Annotated in this window: 13 protein-coding genes, 2 pseudogenes and 1 riboswitch; of the genes and pseudogenes, 5 read left to right on the forward strand and 10 right to left on the reverse strand. The window is 67.7% G+C overall.

What is annotated here, in order from left to right:
* Window positions 1–46: 46 nt before the first annotated feature.
* The gene (locus tag OG322_RS33875; RefSeq protein ID WP_123467854.1) at window positions 47–700 is read left to right on the forward strand and encodes a LysE family translocator; all 654 of its coding nucleotides are present in this window, start codon (window positions 47–49) and stop codon (window positions 698–700) included.
* Between the two features lie 37 nt (window positions 701–737).
* Here the strand turns inward: OG322_RS33875 and OG322_RS33880 are convergent, their stop codons facing one another.
* The 7 genes from OG322_RS33880 to OG322_RS33910 all read right to left on the reverse strand — a co-directional run bounded on the left by OG322_RS33880 (window position 738) and on the right by OG322_RS33910 (window position 8,228).
* A complete protein-coding gene (locus tag OG322_RS33880; RefSeq protein WP_123467852.1) occupies window positions 738–1,211 on the reverse strand; it encodes a C40 family peptidase in 474 nt (157 codons plus the stop codon).
* Window positions 1,212–1,214: 3 nt separating this feature from the next.
* A riboswitch (cyclic di-AMP (ydaO/yuaA leader) is annotated at window positions 1,215–1,387 on the reverse strand.
* A 329-nt stretch (window positions 1,388–1,716) separates the two neighbouring features.
* Window positions 1,717–2,025, reverse strand: a complete 309-nt coding sequence (locus OG322_RS33885) for a hypothetical protein (protein WP_123467850.1) — start codon at window positions 2,023–2,025, stop codon at window positions 1,717–1,719.
* A 7-nt stretch (window positions 2,026–2,032) separates the two neighbouring features.
* Window positions 2,033–2,668: an ATP-dependent Clp protease proteolytic subunit gene (locus tag OG322_RS33890; RefSeq protein WP_123467848.1), complete on the reverse strand. Its 636-nt coding sequence runs from the start codon at window positions 2,666–2,668 to the stop codon at window positions 2,033–2,035.
* Window positions 2,669–2,847: 179 nt separating this feature from the next.
* Window positions 2,848–3,015: a hypothetical protein gene (locus OG322_RS33895; RefSeq protein WP_164494548.1), complete on the reverse strand. Its 168-nt coding sequence runs from the start codon at window positions 3,013–3,015 to the stop codon at window positions 2,848–2,850.
* A 677-nt stretch (window positions 3,016–3,692) separates the two neighbouring features.
* On the reverse strand, window positions 3,693–5,363 hold the full coding sequence (locus OG322_RS33900) for an FAD-dependent monooxygenase (protein WP_123467844.1): 1,671 nt from the start codon (window positions 5,361–5,363) through the stop codon (window positions 3,693–3,695).
* Between the two features lie 769 nt (window positions 5,364–6,132).
* Window positions 6,133–6,318 carry a hypothetical protein gene (locus tag OG322_RS33905; protein WP_329307387.1) on the reverse strand — a complete coding sequence of 62 codons (186 nt, stop codon included), beginning with the start codon at window positions 6,316–6,318 and terminating at the stop codon, window positions 6,133–6,135.
* A gap of 281 nt (window positions 6,319–6,599) precedes the next feature.
* Window positions 6,600–8,228 (reverse strand): ISAzo13 family transposase, encoded by a 1,629-nt coding sequence (locus OG322_RS33910; RefSeq protein WP_329305897.1) that lies wholly within the window; start codon window positions 8,226–8,228, stop codon window positions 6,600–6,602.
* Between the two features lie 399 nt (window positions 8,229–8,627).
* Between OG322_RS33910 and OG322_RS33915 the strand changes: the two are divergent.
* The 4 genes and pseudogenes from OG322_RS33915 to OG322_RS33930 all read left to right on the forward strand — a co-directional run.
* A pseudogene (locus tag OG322_RS33915) lies at window positions 8,628–8,755 on the forward strand (IS110 family transposase); the annotation flags it as partial.
* A gap of 60 nt (window positions 8,756–8,815) precedes the next feature.
* Window positions 8,816–9,223 carry a transposase gene (locus OG322_RS33920; RefSeq protein WP_329307388.1) on the forward strand — a complete coding sequence of 136 codons (408 nt, stop codon included), beginning with the start codon at window positions 8,816–8,818 and terminating at the stop codon, window positions 9,221–9,223.
* A 362-nt stretch (window positions 9,224–9,585) separates the two neighbouring features.
* Window positions 9,586–11,371 (forward strand): annotated as a pseudogene (locus tag OG322_RS33925) (reverse transcriptase domain-containing protein).
* A gap of 214 nt (window positions 11,372–11,585) precedes the next feature.
* Window positions 11,586–11,744: a hypothetical protein gene (locus OG322_RS33930; RefSeq protein ID WP_185095631.1), complete on the forward strand. Its 159-nt coding sequence runs from the start codon at window positions 11,586–11,588 to the stop codon at window positions 11,742–11,744.
* A gap of 113 nt (window positions 11,745–11,857) precedes the next feature.
* Here OG322_RS33930 and OG322_RS33935 read toward each other — a convergent pair whose 3' ends face one another.
* The 3 genes from OG322_RS33935 to OG322_RS33945 all read right to left on the reverse strand — a co-directional run bounded on the left by OG322_RS33935 (window position 11,858) and on the right by OG322_RS33945 (window position 14,831).
* Window positions 11,858–13,846, reverse strand: a complete 1,989-nt coding sequence (locus tag OG322_RS33935) for a hypothetical protein (RefSeq protein WP_329307389.1) — start codon at window positions 13,844–13,846, stop codon at window positions 11,858–11,860.
* A gap of 72 nt (window positions 13,847–13,918) precedes the next feature.
* The gene (locus OG322_RS33940; RefSeq protein ID WP_123467834.1) at window positions 13,919–14,482 is read right to left on the reverse strand and encodes a ThuA domain-containing protein; all 564 of its coding nucleotides are present in this window, start codon (window positions 14,480–14,482) and stop codon (window positions 13,919–13,921) included.
* A 172-nt stretch (window positions 14,483–14,654) separates the two neighbouring features.
* Entirely contained in the window at window positions 14,655–14,831 is a 177-nt protein-coding gene (locus tag OG322_RS33945) for a ThuA domain-containing protein (RefSeq protein WP_260147328.1), read from the reverse strand.
* Window positions 14,832–14,912: the final 81 nt, after the last annotated feature.

Genomic DNA, 14,912 nt, shown 5'->3' on the forward strand with positions numbered 1-14,912 from the left:
AGATTGCAAGTACATGCTAAAGGCTGTTCGGGTCCAGGGTGGAGCCATGGACGCCCAACTGACTGCCTTCCTCGGAGTCGCCGCCGCCATGGTCGCGCTGCCCGGAGCGGACTTCGCCGTCGTCGTACGCAACGCTCTCGCCTCGCGGTCGGCGGGGGTGGCCACCGCGCTCGGCGTCGCCGGGGGGCTGCTCGTCCACACCGCGCTCGCCGTCGCCGGGCTGGCCGCCGTGCTGGTGGCGGTGCCGGTGCTGTTCCGCACGGTTCAGTTCCTCGGCGGGGTGTACGTGCTCTACCTGGGCGTCAGCGCGCTGCGCTCGGCCCGGCGCCGCGACGGGCGGGCGCACGCCCCCGAAACCGCGGCGGACCGGCCGGACGGCGGGCAGGCCGCAGTCGGGGCCCGGCGCGCACTGCGCCAGGGCTTCCTGACCAACGCGCTGAACCCCAAGGCGCCGGTGCTCTTCCTCAGCCTGCTGCCGCAGTTCGTCCCTGCCGGGGCCGACCCGCTGCCCAGGACGCTGCTGCTCGCCGTGATCGTCGTGCTGCTCGCACTGATCTGGTTCCCGGCCGTGGCGCTCCTGGTGGACCGCCTGGGCCGGTGGCTGCGCCGGCCGCGTACCGCCCGGGCGATCGAGGGCGGCAGCGGCGCGGCACTCACCGCACTCGGTGCGGTGCTGGTGACCGGCACCCTGCTGCACTGATCCCAGGTGCGGATCATCCGGTGGCGGGGCACAGGCGTCAGCGGACCCGCCCGTAGAAGACGCTCTTCGTCCAGATCCTCTCCAGCCGCACCACGGCGCCGGTCTTCGGCGAGTGCCAGATTCTTCCGCTGCCCGCGTAGATGCCCACGTGGAAGATGCTGCGGCCGGAGTGGAAGAAGACCAGATCGCCACGTTGCCGCTTCGAGGCCGGGATGTGGCGGGTCTTGTTGTACTGCTGCTGCGCCGTACGAGGAAGCTTCTTGCCCACTCTTTTGAACGAGTAGAGCGTCAGCCCCGAACAGTCGAAACGGCTGGGGCCGGTGGCGCCCCACCGGTACGGCGATCCCTTCTTCGACGCGGCGATGTCGAGCGCCTTCAACGAATGAGTCGCGGCCTGGGCGTCGGTCACGGCGCCGGGGACGAACAGCGTGCCGCCGACGGCGGCGAGAGTCATGACCGAGGCCGTTGTGGCCCTGGCAAGCAGATACGGGACATGAACCTGCGCACTCATGCGCAACCCTTCGTCAGCCGCCTGTGAAGGATGACCTGTCGGGTTCGGGCTGGCGAAGTTGCCCGGCCGCACAAGGCGGCTTCACCCCGAGGGACAACCGGAGGTCCGGTCGGCCCGTTGTGCTCGGGTCCTCCACTCCTGCCGATCCACTCCTGTCGACCAGGCATCCGGGCGGCGGCAGGACTCGGCGTCCGCCCGGACCGCCCCGCCGCGGTGGCGGGGGCTTGTCGTCCCAGGGATCTTGACTCACCGACCGCCGGATTTCCGAGGTGAAACGGTGACATGTGAGGCTCATCACGACTGATCTGATCGGGTGGACAGGGGGTTTTACGGGGAGTTGCCGGGCCTCCCCTGCCCGTGCCGTACCAGCGGCGAAACGGGAGATTTCACCCATGGGCCACCTCGAAAGCGCAAGTTGAGCTGTCCCTCCTGCGAGGTGACACCTACGCCGAACGAGCGAGATAATTCGGTCCACCCGTCGGGCGTGTCGGCGCAATGGAGTTGATCAACTCGTCGGGGCCGGCGGCACGGTGACCCGCCCGGCGCGGCGCTCGCCGTCCAGTACCCGTAGCGCCCGCGTCAACGTGGCGGAGTGGATCCGGGCTTCACCCCGCTCGTGCATCAGTGCGAGCGCGTCCCGCAGCGCCGCGGCGTGCGAGGCGAGTGCCTGTGCGGCGCGCAGGGCCCGGTAGGTGTCGTCGGCGCGGGCCGGGTTGATCCGGCCCAACTGGTCGACTACCTCCAGATAGCGGTCGATGAACTCGCCCTCCGCGCGGGTCAGGGCGGGCAGCGGCGGGAACTCCGGTGGCTGCATCGGGGCTTCACCGCGCGACGGGCGGTGGCAGTGCGGGCCCGCGGCTCTGCACGATGTGGTCGATCAGCCCATAGGCCTTGGCGCCCTCGGCGTCGAGGATGAGATCGCGCTCGGTGTCGGCGGTGATCTGCTCGGCGGAGCGTCCGGTGTGGCGGACCAGCATGCCCGTCAGCGTCTCGCGCATCCGGGCCAGTTCCCGGGCCTCGATCTCCAGGTCGGACGGCTGCCCCTGCAACGGTTCGGCGAGTTCCGGCTGTTGCATCACGACCCGTGCGCCGGGCAGCGCGTGCCGTCGGCCGGGGGCTCCCGCGGCCAGCAGTACGGCCGCGCCGGCGCCCGCCTGGCCGAGGCAGAAGGTCTCCACCTCGCAGGTGAGGAACGCCATCGTGTCGTAGACCGCGGTCATGGCTCCGAACGAGCCGCCGGGGGAGTTGATGTAGAGCTGGATGGGCCGGTCGGGTGCGTCGTGCTCCAGGTACATGAACTGCGCGACCAGGTCGTTGGCCGCAGTGTCGTCGACCGGGGTGCCGAGGAAGACGACCCGTTCGGCCAGCAGTTTGGAGTACGGGTCGAGCGTGCGGGTCCCCTGGGACGTGCGCTCGGTGAACTCGGGCAGTACGTAGCGGGCGGCGGGGCGGTGCATGGCGAAGACCTCTCCTCCGGGGCGCGCAGGGGCCCGTGGGGGTGCCTGCGCGCGCTTCTGTGGAAAATGTACAGGACGTACAGAAGATTATGGTGAGGAGCGTGCCCTAGTGATCCAAGGGAAACAACAGATCAGACGCGGTTTCGCTCTTGGCTTGAGAGACGAAATCTGACAATCTCTCACACAGCAGGTCGAGAGGGCCCGTCCTTGAAGCCCAGCAGGGCCTCCAACTGCGCGGACGCCGACCGCATGTCATCGGCCGTCGGATGTACGTACACCCGCTTGGTGAAGCCGACGTTCGTGTGCGCTGCCCACGCCGCCAGAACCGTGTCCGGCACACCGTTCATCGCCAGGAACGTGAGACAGCTGTGGCGGGCTTCGTGCAGGCGTGTCAGCCTTCCGGGCCTTGCGCGGGACGGTGATGTACTCGGCGACGTTCCGGGCCACCACGCGGCGCCTGACGGCCAGCCGGAGGGCTGCGCACAGGCGGCCCAGCCCCGTCGGCCGTCGTCGTGCGCAGGCCGGTGCCGGCCCTTCCTCCGCGGCGCCGCGCCGACACCAGCAGCCAGGCGACCATCGACTTGACGTGCTCTTCCGTGCGCTCCTGCAGGCGCAGGTGGCCCGGGCGCATGCGTGGAGGCGGGGGTCGCCGCTCGGGCCGGCTTGGAACGGCAAGCGCATGCGGCGCTCGGTCTGGCCTGGTACGACATCGAGGAGCGGGCCGCCGGCGACCCGTCGGGCAGCAGCTTCGGGTCGGGGCACCTACGGGGCTTCGAAGGCGTGTGTGAGCTATACGTCGGTGATCCGGGGCGGGCGCACGACCGGTTCGAGGCGTCGGCGTCGGAGCTGGTCGCACCTCGGGAACGGGTGCAACGGGCGATCGTGACGACGGACCAGGCGCCGGCCCGTATCCGGATGGGTGACCCTCGGTCGGCCGCTGATCTCCTGCACGGGTGCGTTCTTGCCGCGAGGGGGCGCGCCCGCAGGACCGTCATCGGCAGTGCTCCGCCCGCGGCAGCAGGAGTCAGGCGAAGGTTCGGCGCAGATGCGCCGTCAGGCGTTCCGGTACGGCCGGGTGGAAGCGTCCGGAGAGGTAGCCGTCCGGGCGGATCAGGAGGGCCTCGCCGTCACGCGGCGCATAGGCGTCGCGGAACTCGCCCGCCGCGTCGCGCACCCGCGGCGGGCGCAGGCCGACCGGGCGGGCGTCCTCCGGCACCTCTGCGGCGGTGATCAGATAGGCGTCGAGCAGGCCGTGGGCAGCGCGATGCGCCGCGGCGGCGCAGGCCTCGAGCTGGGCGGCGCCGTCGCCCGAGGCGTGCTCCGAGTCCGCGAACAGCAGCAGCACGTGCCGCGGGGTGCGCAGCAGGTCGAACAGCCGTCGCGGGTAGGAGGCGAGGTCGCTCAGCAGGCCGCGGCAGTCCGGTGCCCGGTCGCCGGGGGCAGGACCGGCCGCGGGTGTGCCGTCCGCCGCCTGCTGCTGGACCAACGGGCTGTCCGGGTAGGCGACCAGCAGTTGGGCCTGGCGCCGCAGCAGCATCTCGGCGTCGTCCCCGTCGCTGCTGAGGCCGGTGCCGGCATGGCGGACGGTGCGGGCATGGTGGACGGTGCGGCCGACCACCTCCTGCGCGACCGGGTGGCGTTCGGCGTGATAGCTCTCCAGCACGTCGTCCGTGGCCAGACCGCGGACGGTCAGGGCCAGCTTCCAGGCGAGGTTGTAGGCGTCCTGCACGCCGGTGTTCAGACCCTGCCCGCCGATAGGCGGGTGGATGTGCGCGGCGTCCCCGGCGACGAAGAGGCGGCCGTTCCGGTAGCGGTCCACCATGCGGTGGCTGGTCCGGAAGGCGGACGACCAGCGCAGCGTGGAGGCGGTCGTCGGCTCCGGGGCCAGCCGGTCGAGCACGGCCTGGATCTGGCCGAGGTCCGGTCCGTGGCCCCCCAGGCCGAGGCCGATCCCATCCGGCGCGCTCGAGCCGCCTTCGCCCCCCGCTTGGGAGCCGGGGCGCAGCATCGACAGCCAGTACCGCCGAACGCCCGGCATCGGAATGCAGACGAGCATGTCGTCCATCGCACCGTTCGCGTCCCGGTTCACGGCCCGCATGCTGTAGCCGGCGGGCAGTTCCCAGTCGACCTCGACGTCGCCGATCATGTACTGCTCGGGGAAGGCGTCGCCCTCGAAGGTCAGCCCGGCCGCCTTGCGGACCAGGCTGTGCGCGCCGTCGCAGCCCACGACGTAGCGGGCGTGCAGACGCTCGATCCGGCCGTCCGCGTGCGCGAGGACGGCCTCGACCTCGTCCGGGCGCATCTCCACCGAGCGGAGCTCGGTCGCCCGCTCCACCTCCGTGCCGAAGCCGGCAAGATGCTCGGCGAGCAGCCGCTCGGTCGCGGACTGGGGCAGCGTGGCGAAGGGATAGGGGATCTCGGGCGACAGAGTCAGCTCGACCCGGGGGGCCGGCTTGCCGTCGATGAAGACCAGCTGGCCCAGGTGCGGCACCGCGTGGTCCAGCACCCCGCGGACCAGGCCCATGGTGTCCCACACCTCCAGCGTGCGGGGCAGGACGCCGATGGCCTTGGCATAGGGTTTCGGGACGGCCAGCCGATCGACGATGCGGCAGCCCACGCCGTGTCGCCGCAGCTCGGCCGCCGCCGTCAGGCCCACCGGGCCTGCGCCCACCACGAGTACGTCGACATCGGCCATGATCAGGCTCCCTCGTCGTCCGGCTTGCTTTCCGAGCCGTGTGCTGCACCAGGTTGCGCCGACCCGAAAGGGTTGAGGTTCCCCCGCAGTGCGGAACCGGAGAAATCAAAACCCTTTCTTTGCCAATAGCTTACCGAGCCACATGAGACGGCGTCTTGAACCGTGTCCTATGTGGGGTCGGCCCGTTGGCCTGTGTAGAGCGCCGCGGCGATACGGCGCCCCCCGGTCGGGCCGAGCTCCAACGTTCCGTCGTCCGTCTTGATTTCAGGCGGATGTCGCCCGAGTCGAGGGTGGTGACGGTGGTGGTGCCGTTCGCGTTCTTACGCGGCTGAGGGGCCACGATGGGCCGGTCCTGGCTCATGTCTGGTCCTCGACGATCGGCACGAGCAGCTTCCGCACGACACTCGCCCGAGCCGACTGCGGCAGGGACCGCAGCAGCACGATGACGGGGTCCGGGCGCATCTCCCCCGTGCGGTCCAGGACCCCCTGAATGCCGTAAGGGGATCGACTCGACCTCGACCACGGTCGGACCGAACGCCTTCAGTAGCACCGGAACCGGCAGCATCTTCACGTGGACGGTCAGATCGGCTGCGTCCAGGCCGCGCTGCTCCAGGTGGTCGGCCCGCGCCGCGGCCAGCCGCTCGTTCATCTGCCGCAGCGCGTGCAGGTGGGTTTCAGTCCGGCGAATCTCCGCCTCGACGTCCGTGGGCGTGGAGTAGCCCATCGCCTCGCCGTAGTTCGCGTTCGCCCGGTACGCCATGTACGGGACCTACGAGCCGTCCCTGTCGGTGGTGTGGGGCCACTGGCACCAGCTGGGGCACTCCTCAACGAGGACGCCGCCGTCCTTGAGCTGGTAGGTGGTGGTGCGGTCCTCGACCGGCGCGGCAATGAACGCGGGGGTGACGATGCCGCCGCACGGCTTGAACGTGGCGGGGGCGGAAGTGGAAGTACGCACGGTGATCTCCTCGAAGCAGAGCAGGTTTCGTGGGGCCCCGTCCGGCGGGCATGGACACACAGGCCGGGGCCGTCCCGAGACGGCGGGACACCGGGGTGGAGCAGGAGCAGGGAGGTCAGGCGGCTCTACCGTCTTGATCGGGTTGATCGAGCCGTTCGCAGGGTTGGGTAGCCCAGGGGTGCTGGGTGTGGCTATCAGGCGGCTGCCGTCTCGTGGCTCTCCTCGCTTCGCCGCCCGGCGCCCCACGACGACTCGGCCGCCGATTAAGGGCTTGCAGATCATTAACACGGTGTCTTGATCTTGATGCTGGTGTCGCCGGTCAGTGCGAGGACCCTGGCTTGGAGGACTGTGAGGGACGCGGGTGGGGTCTTCGCGGGCGGGATAGTGATGCCCTGGGCCTCGAGCAGTCTTCTGTTCTTGAGGAGAGTGCGGTGCATGGCCGTGCGGCTGCTGGCGAACAGTACGGCGAGTGGTTCCGCGGCCAGGGCGACCCGCAGGTGGAGCACGGTGGCCAGGACCTGTTCAGGGAAGGTAAGTCGGGGTGGGCGACCTCGCTGAGTATCCCCGTCGGGAGCCAACATTGTCGTGAGGTTGTCCAGTTGCTGGCGGGGCATCCCGGTCAGGGAAGGATCGGTCAGTAGGGCCTGGTCCCACTGTGTGTCAGCGGCCTGCGGGGCTCGTGCCGCCGGGATGGCAGGGCGTGTCTGGGGGTGCAGTGCATAGTTCCAGTCGGCGTGGAAGGCATGCCGGGTCAGCGGCAGGGCAGCCATCTCTGCGTCGCCGATCTTCACCCCGATGGGATAGCTGTTGGTGTCAAGCGCGGCTTTCACGCGCAGTCCGGTGCGGGTGGTGGTCGCTGCGATGCTGTTCACGATGACTTCGTGGCTGGTCAGCGGGCGGCCGCGCCAGTTCATGGTGATGTGCGAGAAGAGCCGGTGCTCGATCTTGTTCCACTTTGACGTGCCCGGCGGTAGGTGGCACACGGTGATGGTCAGTCCCGTTTCGGCGGCGAGCCGTGCGAGTTCGAGTTTCCAGGCCCGGGTGCGGTAACCGTTCGAGCCGCCCGCGTCGGCGGTGACGAGCAGTCGCGTCGCTTGCGGGTAGGCGGCCCGACCCTGGCCGCACCACCAGCGGCGGATCGATTCCACTGCGAATGCGGCGGTGTCGTGATCGGTGCCCACGTTGACCCAGCCGGTGTTCGCCGCGAGGTCGTAGATCCCGTACGGGACGGCCTTGCCCAGCCGGGGGTCGGCGAAGTCATGGACGTTCACCGGCGCCGGATCAGCCGCAGGCCGCCACTGGAGACCGTTGTTCTTGAACTCGCCGACGAGTTCCTTCTTCTTGGTGTCCACGCTGATCACCGGCTGGCCAGCGTCCCGGTGATCACGGGCCTGCTCGTTGAGATAGCGGAACTGGGCATCTCGGTCGGGATGTTGGCTTCCCTCGATGGTCTTGGCGTTGGCCTGCAGACTGAAGCCTTCCTCTCGCAGCAGGTCCGCGACGGTGTCCGCACTGACTTTGTGTCCGGTTCGGGCGAGTTCCCGCGCCAGAGTGCGGGTCGACTTCACCGTCCACCGCAGCGGCGACATCGGATCGCCTCGCTCGTCTGGCTCGACAAGCGTCAGGAGAGCCGGCCGCAGCCCCGGATCGAGATCTGCGACCCTCTTGCGGCCTCCGCCCGGCCGCCGCACTCTCCCCAGAGGCTCCTCGCCGGCCTCCAACTCGGACACGCCCTTGCGGACCGTGGTCTCACTCATCGAGGCCGCCCGCGCGACGGCCCGAACGCCACCGTGTCCCAGAGCACGGGCCTCTGCGGCCATCAGCAGCCGTCGTTGCCGCTCATCCAGATGAGGGAACAACACCTCGAACTTCATGGTGAGTTGGGCACAGGCCTCTTCCAGGATGCGCATACCACATCAACGAGCCAAGGGACGGGAAGCAACACCTTGATGATCTGCAAGCCCTAAGGGCTGTCCCGCAATTCCCGGCGGGCGCGCGACGACAGCTACGGCACCTCGCCGCGTTGTCGGAACGTCCACATACATCCAGTATGCGGACGCCCCTCCGCCTTGCGATGCACCGCATCTGACGCCGCGCGCTGATCCGCCAGGAATTGCGGGACAGCCCTTAGGGCGTGCCGGTAAACAACTTGCTGTCGAACACCCTGCTTGAGCAGCGGTGTCAAGGGCTACAACACGCAAGTTAATGCTCTGCACGCCCTTAGGAAGTGCGAACAAGTCGCTGAGTAGAGCAATGCCGGCGAGGTCGTCCGTGGCACGAACAGAACGAACACGCACGTCAGGAGCACGATGAGCCGCATATGGGCGGGGATCGACAGCGGCAAGGGCCACCACCACGGCCTCGCACTGGACCAGATGGCAAGACCCTGTTGTCGCGGCGGGTCGCCAACGACGAGCCGGAGCTGCTGCAGGTCCTGTCCTTGGTGACGGTGAACTGTCTGATGCGGACCCCGCTGCCACGGCGTCCGACCCCTACGGTGGCCGGAATTGACGAGTTCGCCCTGCTCAGAGGCCAGCGCTACGCGACGATCATCATCGATGCCGATACCGGACAGAGCGTTGAGGTCCTGCCCGACCACAAGAGGGCCACGGTCACCACCTGGCTGCGTGAACACCCCGGCATTCGCCTCATGTGCCGGGACGGTTCCGGCGGTTTCGCCCGGGCCACCACCGACGCCAACCCGGGAATCGTCCAGGTCGGCGACCGGTGGCAGTGCGCCATGAGGCGCCTTTTCGTATCCCCGACTCAGTCGGGAAGAATTCGGAAGGAAATTCTTGGGTCTGATGGCTTACCTAATCCGGAAACGGTGAGGGGACCGCAGCATGCCAGGAAAGTGACGGCCGGGCTCAGGCATTGGAGACGGGGCGTCGTGGGACCCGCGTGATATGGCGAAAGCTAGATTGCCTGAATCCCAATCCCCAGAAGATTGAAGGTCGAATCCACTGGAAAATGCCTGAAACCGGTGCCGCGCCCTGCGACGGCTTTGTGCCATGGTCGACGCAACCTCCGGAGCGCGGAGCGATGCCCAGTGAGGGCATTCAAGGGGATGAATGGGGCGCCTACCTCACGCTATTACGTACGACAAGGGCGAACATGGGATCGCCTAAGGGGTGAGATCTTCCTATGGCGACGGAAGTCCCGTAGTAGTCGCCGGAGTCACGACCGGCCAAGGAGGACGGGAAAGCCGTCCGCATCGAGCGAAGGGGGCCAGGTGATCGGACACTCAAGGATCGGGAGGTATGCGTAATGCAGAGCGTCGAAACGGTGCTGGGTGTCCTCCGTGAACGCGGCAGGCGTGGCCTGCCGTGCAGCGAATTGTATCGACAGCTCTTCAATCCGCAGTTGTATCTGCTGGCCTACGGCCGTCTGTACTCCAACAAGGGGTCAATGACACCGGGGGTCAACGGGGAGACCGTGGACGGCATGTCGCTGGGCAAAATCGAGCACGTCATCGACGCGCTGCGTCACGAACGCTACCGGTGGAGCCCAGCCAGAAGGGTCTATATCCCAAAGGGGCGGGGCAGCACGAAGCTGCGCCCGCTCGGCCTGCCGCCCTGGAGTGACAAACTCGTCGGCGAGGTGATCCGTCTGCTGCTTGAGGCGTATTACGAGCCGACGTTCTCCAACTCCTCGCACGGTTTCCGTCCCCGCCGGGGCTGTCACACCGCACTACGTGATGCGGCCAATACCTGGACGGGCACAGTTTGGTTTGTCGAGGGCGGCATCGCCCAGTGCTTCGATCGCCTTGACCATTCGGTCATGCTCCGAATCCTGGGTGAAAGAATCCAAGACAACCGGTTCCTGCGGCTGATGGGCAACCTGCTCAAGGCCGGATACATGGAGGACTGGGTCTGGAACGCTACGCACAGCGGGAGTCCGCAAGGCGGTGCAGTTTCACCGATCCTGTCAAATATCTATCTGCACAAGATGGATGAGTACGTCGAGAATATTCTGATCCCGGAATACACCCGGGGAAGAGTCAGGCAGCCGAACCGTGCCTTTCATCGGGTGTGGGCGGCCATAAGACGCGCAGGCAAGCGCGATGACCGCACCGAGGTGCGGGAGCTGCGCAAGCAACTTCGCAGTGTGCCCAGCATGGATACTCATGATCCTGGCTACCGGCGACTGCGATATACGCGTTACGCCGACGACACCCTCCTCGGGTTCGCCGGACCGAAGGCAGAAGCCGAGGAAATCAAAGAGCGGCTGGCACAATTCATCCGTGACGAACTCAGGTTGGAACTGTCGCCGGAGAAGACCCTCATCACGCACGCCCGCACCCAGGCGGCGAGGTTCCTCGGCTACGAAATCACCGTGCACCACAACGACCGCAAGATCACCGGCGGACGTCGTTCCGTCAATGGGGTCATCAGATTGCGCGTCCCTCGTTCGGTGGTATCTGCCAAGCAAGCCCAGTACATGAAGCGCGGCAAACCCGCGCGTCGGCCGGAACTGCTGAACCAGGACGATCACGTCATCCTCAGCACCTACGGGTCGGAGTACCGCGGCATCGTCCAGTACTACCTGCTGGCCGGCGACGTCTTTTCGACTCGCCCGGCTGCAACGGGTCATGGAGACCTCGATGCTGATGACGCTCGCCAACAAGCACCGCTCGCCGGTGTCGAAGATGGCCCGCAAGTACGCGGCCACCATCGAGACCCCGCACGGACTGCGCAAGTGCTTCGAAGCCCGGGTCGAACGCACCGGCAGGAAGCCACTGGTCGGACGGTTCGGAGGGATCCCGCTGCGACGGGACAAGAAGACGGTGATCAATGACCGTCGGCTGGCCCCGGTCAACACCAAACGCAAGGAGCTGGTCACCCGGCTCCTCGCCGGACGGTGCGAGTCCTGCGGGCAGATCAACGAGGTGGAAGTCCACCACGTCGCCAAGCTCGCAGACCTCGGACGATCAGGAACCCGGCCACCGTGGGCAGATCTCATGGCCGCACGACATCGCAAAGCCCTTGTGGTCTGCGGAAGTCGTCACGCGGACATCCACGGCAAGAAGCCCGCCCCAGCACTCACGGAGTAGTCACTGGAAAGCGACGTGCGGTGAAAGTCGCATGCGTCGTTTGGGCTGGGGGCCGTGGGAAAAGGACCTGCTCAGCAGGCACCTCGCCGACGGCCCACCAGTACCCTCTGGCACGGCCTGGCACGAAGCAGCACTGAAGGAGGTTGGCGGGCACGCCTCATGCTGGAGCAAGTACGGCCCACCACTGCCGCAGGGCAAGCGCGCGGATACCACAATGGAGCGCTGGCGGCAGATCCACGACCTCCTTGATCAGGGCGTCGGTCTGCTCGCCTGCGCCCGACGCCTGGACGTCTCGCTGAACACCGTCAACCGCTACGCACGCGCCGCCGAACCGGACCGCATGGTCCGCGCCCCCGTCTACCGGTCCAGTTGAAGCGGCGGGCGGACTCGGCATAGGCGATGGGGTCGCCGGCGGCCGCCGCGGTGACGACCTCCTCGGCGTCCTGGCGGATTCCCGTGCACCTCCTGTACGTCGTCACGAGTCGCTCAGCAGCGGCTGACGTCGATCCGGATCAGGTTGCGATTGCGGATGGCGTAGAACCTGCCGCGCTCGTCCACGGCGGCTCGCGGGATGCCGTACCAGTCGGCGTCGAGCGCGACCAGGTCGGTACGCGCGAATGTCTTCCGGTCGTAGCGGACGAAGTCTGAGCTGGACGCCCCGTATACATACCCCCGGTCGGCGAGCAGCGTCCCGTAGTTCGGCACCACCGGGCCGTGGTTGGCGGAGTGGATCACCTTTCGGGTGTGCAGGTCGATCACGAAGAAATCGCCCCTGAAGCACATGACGTACAGGTTCTGGCCGAGCACGGTGAGGCCAGTGATCCCGGTGGGCTTGGACTGCGGCGTCATCCGCCACAGCTCTCGCTTCCGGATCGGGTCCCACGCGACCAGGGTGCCGGCGGTGGCGGCGACGTTCTGGCCGCCGAGATAGGCCACGCCGTCGTGCGCCACGACGGCACGGATCATCTGGTCGTCATCGATCGGGTTGACGGCGACCGTGGTGGCGCCGTTTTTCGGGTCGAACGTCATCAGCGATCCGCCCAACTCGTAGTCGGACTGCAGCCCGATCATCATCAGTCGGTGACGATCGTCCCAGACGATCTGGTGCGGGCGGTTCTGCTCCGCCGGCAGATCGGCCAACTTGCGGGCCCATTCGTCGTCGATGTGCGGGTTGTACGCCAGGAGGCCGACCGCGTTGTACTGGGCGAGGTGGGCAGTGCCCCGGTGCAGCAGGATGTCCTTGGCTTCGCTCGTCGCCAGCACCCTGCTCTGTTTCCCGGTGCGCAGATCATGCCGTGCGACCGAGTTCGTCCCGCCGACGTACACGTTGTGCGTGTCGGCGGCTATCGACATCGCCAACTGGGGCCCGATCGGGGCGCCTGCCGCGATCAGGTCCCATGAGGTGTCCGAGCCCGTGCTCGGATCGACCTCGAAGATCAGGCCGAAGGCCGAGACGACGATTACCTTGTCGTCGCGGATCCACAGGCCCCAGATCTCGCCGAATTCCCCGTCCTCGGGCTTGATCTCGCGGAACGTACCGGTGCTCAACGTCAACTCGATCAGCGCGGCACCATTGAAGTACATCGTGTCGCCGAGCTTGCGCGGCAGCCTGAGGAAGTGCTGCTCACTCTGCACGAGTGTGTACTGGGTTGGGTCGTCGGCGTCCATGATGGCGACCGCTGCGCCGTCGTCGGTGGTCGAGCACACGTACAGCGTGCCGTCGTAGAGACCGATGTCGCGAACCTCTACTTGCCCCGTGAACTCCTTCGGCAGGATCGATGTGATCTTCTTCGTGGCGCGGTCCATGACAAAGAGTCCGGCCTTGGTGCTGGTCGGAGTGGCGCCGAGCGACGCGCCGGTGCCGATGTAGATCTTGTCCTGCGTGGCCAGCAGGCAGCGGATCATCGGTACGTTCGGATCGGGGATCGCGATCTCGGTGAGCTCACCGGTGGCCGGGTCGTACTGGCGCAGCTTGGGCTGGGGCTCTCGGCCGCCGAAGAAGATCTTGTTGTCCGGCGACGCACTGATCGCGTACGGATCGAGGCCGGGGATCGAGTGGAGATCCTCCTTGGGTGCGCCGGCCGCGGAGAGATCGAGCCGGATGAAGCCCGGGCCCGGGGCGGAGTCGTACTCCCGGATCGCTGAGTACAGATACCGCCCGTCCGGGTCGACGGCGAGCAGCTGTGTGCTGATCCCGGGCCCCTCGGTGACACTGGTGACCTTCTCGGTGTCGAAGTCGAAGCCGATGATCCGCATCGGATCGATGTTGCGCGAGGCGATGTACGCCTTGTTTCCCACCGGAATGGCAGCCGCGAGAGAGAAGTTGTTCACCCCCGGACCGAGGTCCGTGACCCGCACCCCTGACCTCGGCGTCGCCCTGGCGTCGGTCGCGGGGAGGCCGGCGACGGCCAGTGCACCCGCACCGACGGCCCCCCACTGCATCATCTGACGTCGTGTGATCGGTACGTCCTGCATGGTTGTGTGCTCCTTCGTCGGGTTCTGAGGATGCGCACGGGGAATTCATGGCCTTCCCCGTGGCCGGAGGGATCAGCCCGCAGTCCAGCGCAGGCCGCCCAGAAGGTGGCCGCGGAAGGCCGGGTCGGTGTAGGCGTCAACCGCGTGGCCCAGCGATGTGTAGAACGAGCGGCCGGCGCCTGACTCCTTGCACCACACCAGGGGGTGATCGGCGCCCATGCCGCCTCCCTCGTAGCCGGCTTCGTCGATGGTGGCGAGGACCTGCACGCCGGGGCGCCGCGGATTGCTCCGGAAGTCGTACCACTCGTCGTTCCAGTCCCACCGCGGCGGAAGATGGCGCATCGATGGATGGCTCCGGTCCTCGACCAGCACGGTGCCGGACTGGAAGTCCGGGTGGCCGGCGAAGCGTGCGCCGAGCAACTCCCCGTAGTACGGCCAGTCGTACTCGGTGCACGCAGCGGAATGGATGCCCATGAAACCGCCACCGCCCGAGGTCCAGCGCCGCAGCGCCAGCTGCCCGTCCGGGGTGAGCACCTCGCCCATGACCACACCGCGCGCCATGCCTTCGAGGTGAACCGATGTGAGCAGCACGACGGCGTCGATCGGATTGGCCCGGATCTGCTCCTCGATCTCCATGGCGGCGGTCCTGAGCTCGCCTGCCCCGTCCACACGGGCGGGCGCGGGGGCGTGCAGCGAGACGATGTCGGAGACGGCCAGCAGCTCGTCGGTGCTCGCGGTAGAGCCCGCCGATCTCCAGGACGCGCTTGTTGCGCACGAGGGCGGGGCGGAGTGGATGACATGGGGATCCTCAGGACGATGGCCTAGCGTTGGTGAAGACCGAGGGGTCCTCGGAGGTCTCCACGGTGAAGCCGTGCTCCTCGCCCAGCTCACGCAGAGCCGCCTGCCCGGCGGGGATCGAGTCGTGGCGGTAGGCCGTGGTGCGGGTGAAGACGAGAACGTCCGACAGGCGGTCGGTCTGGGACATCTGGCACTCCGGGTTCTGACGCGCAGGGCGGTCGCGGTGATTGGCACTCTCGTGTGGCGGGGACGGCAGTTGGGCGAGGCC

The organism is Streptomyces sp. NBC_01260 (assembly GCF_036226405.1).
GTDB classification, from domain to species: Bacteria; Actinomycetota; Actinomycetes; order Streptomycetales; family Streptomycetaceae; genus Streptomyces; species Streptomyces laculatispora.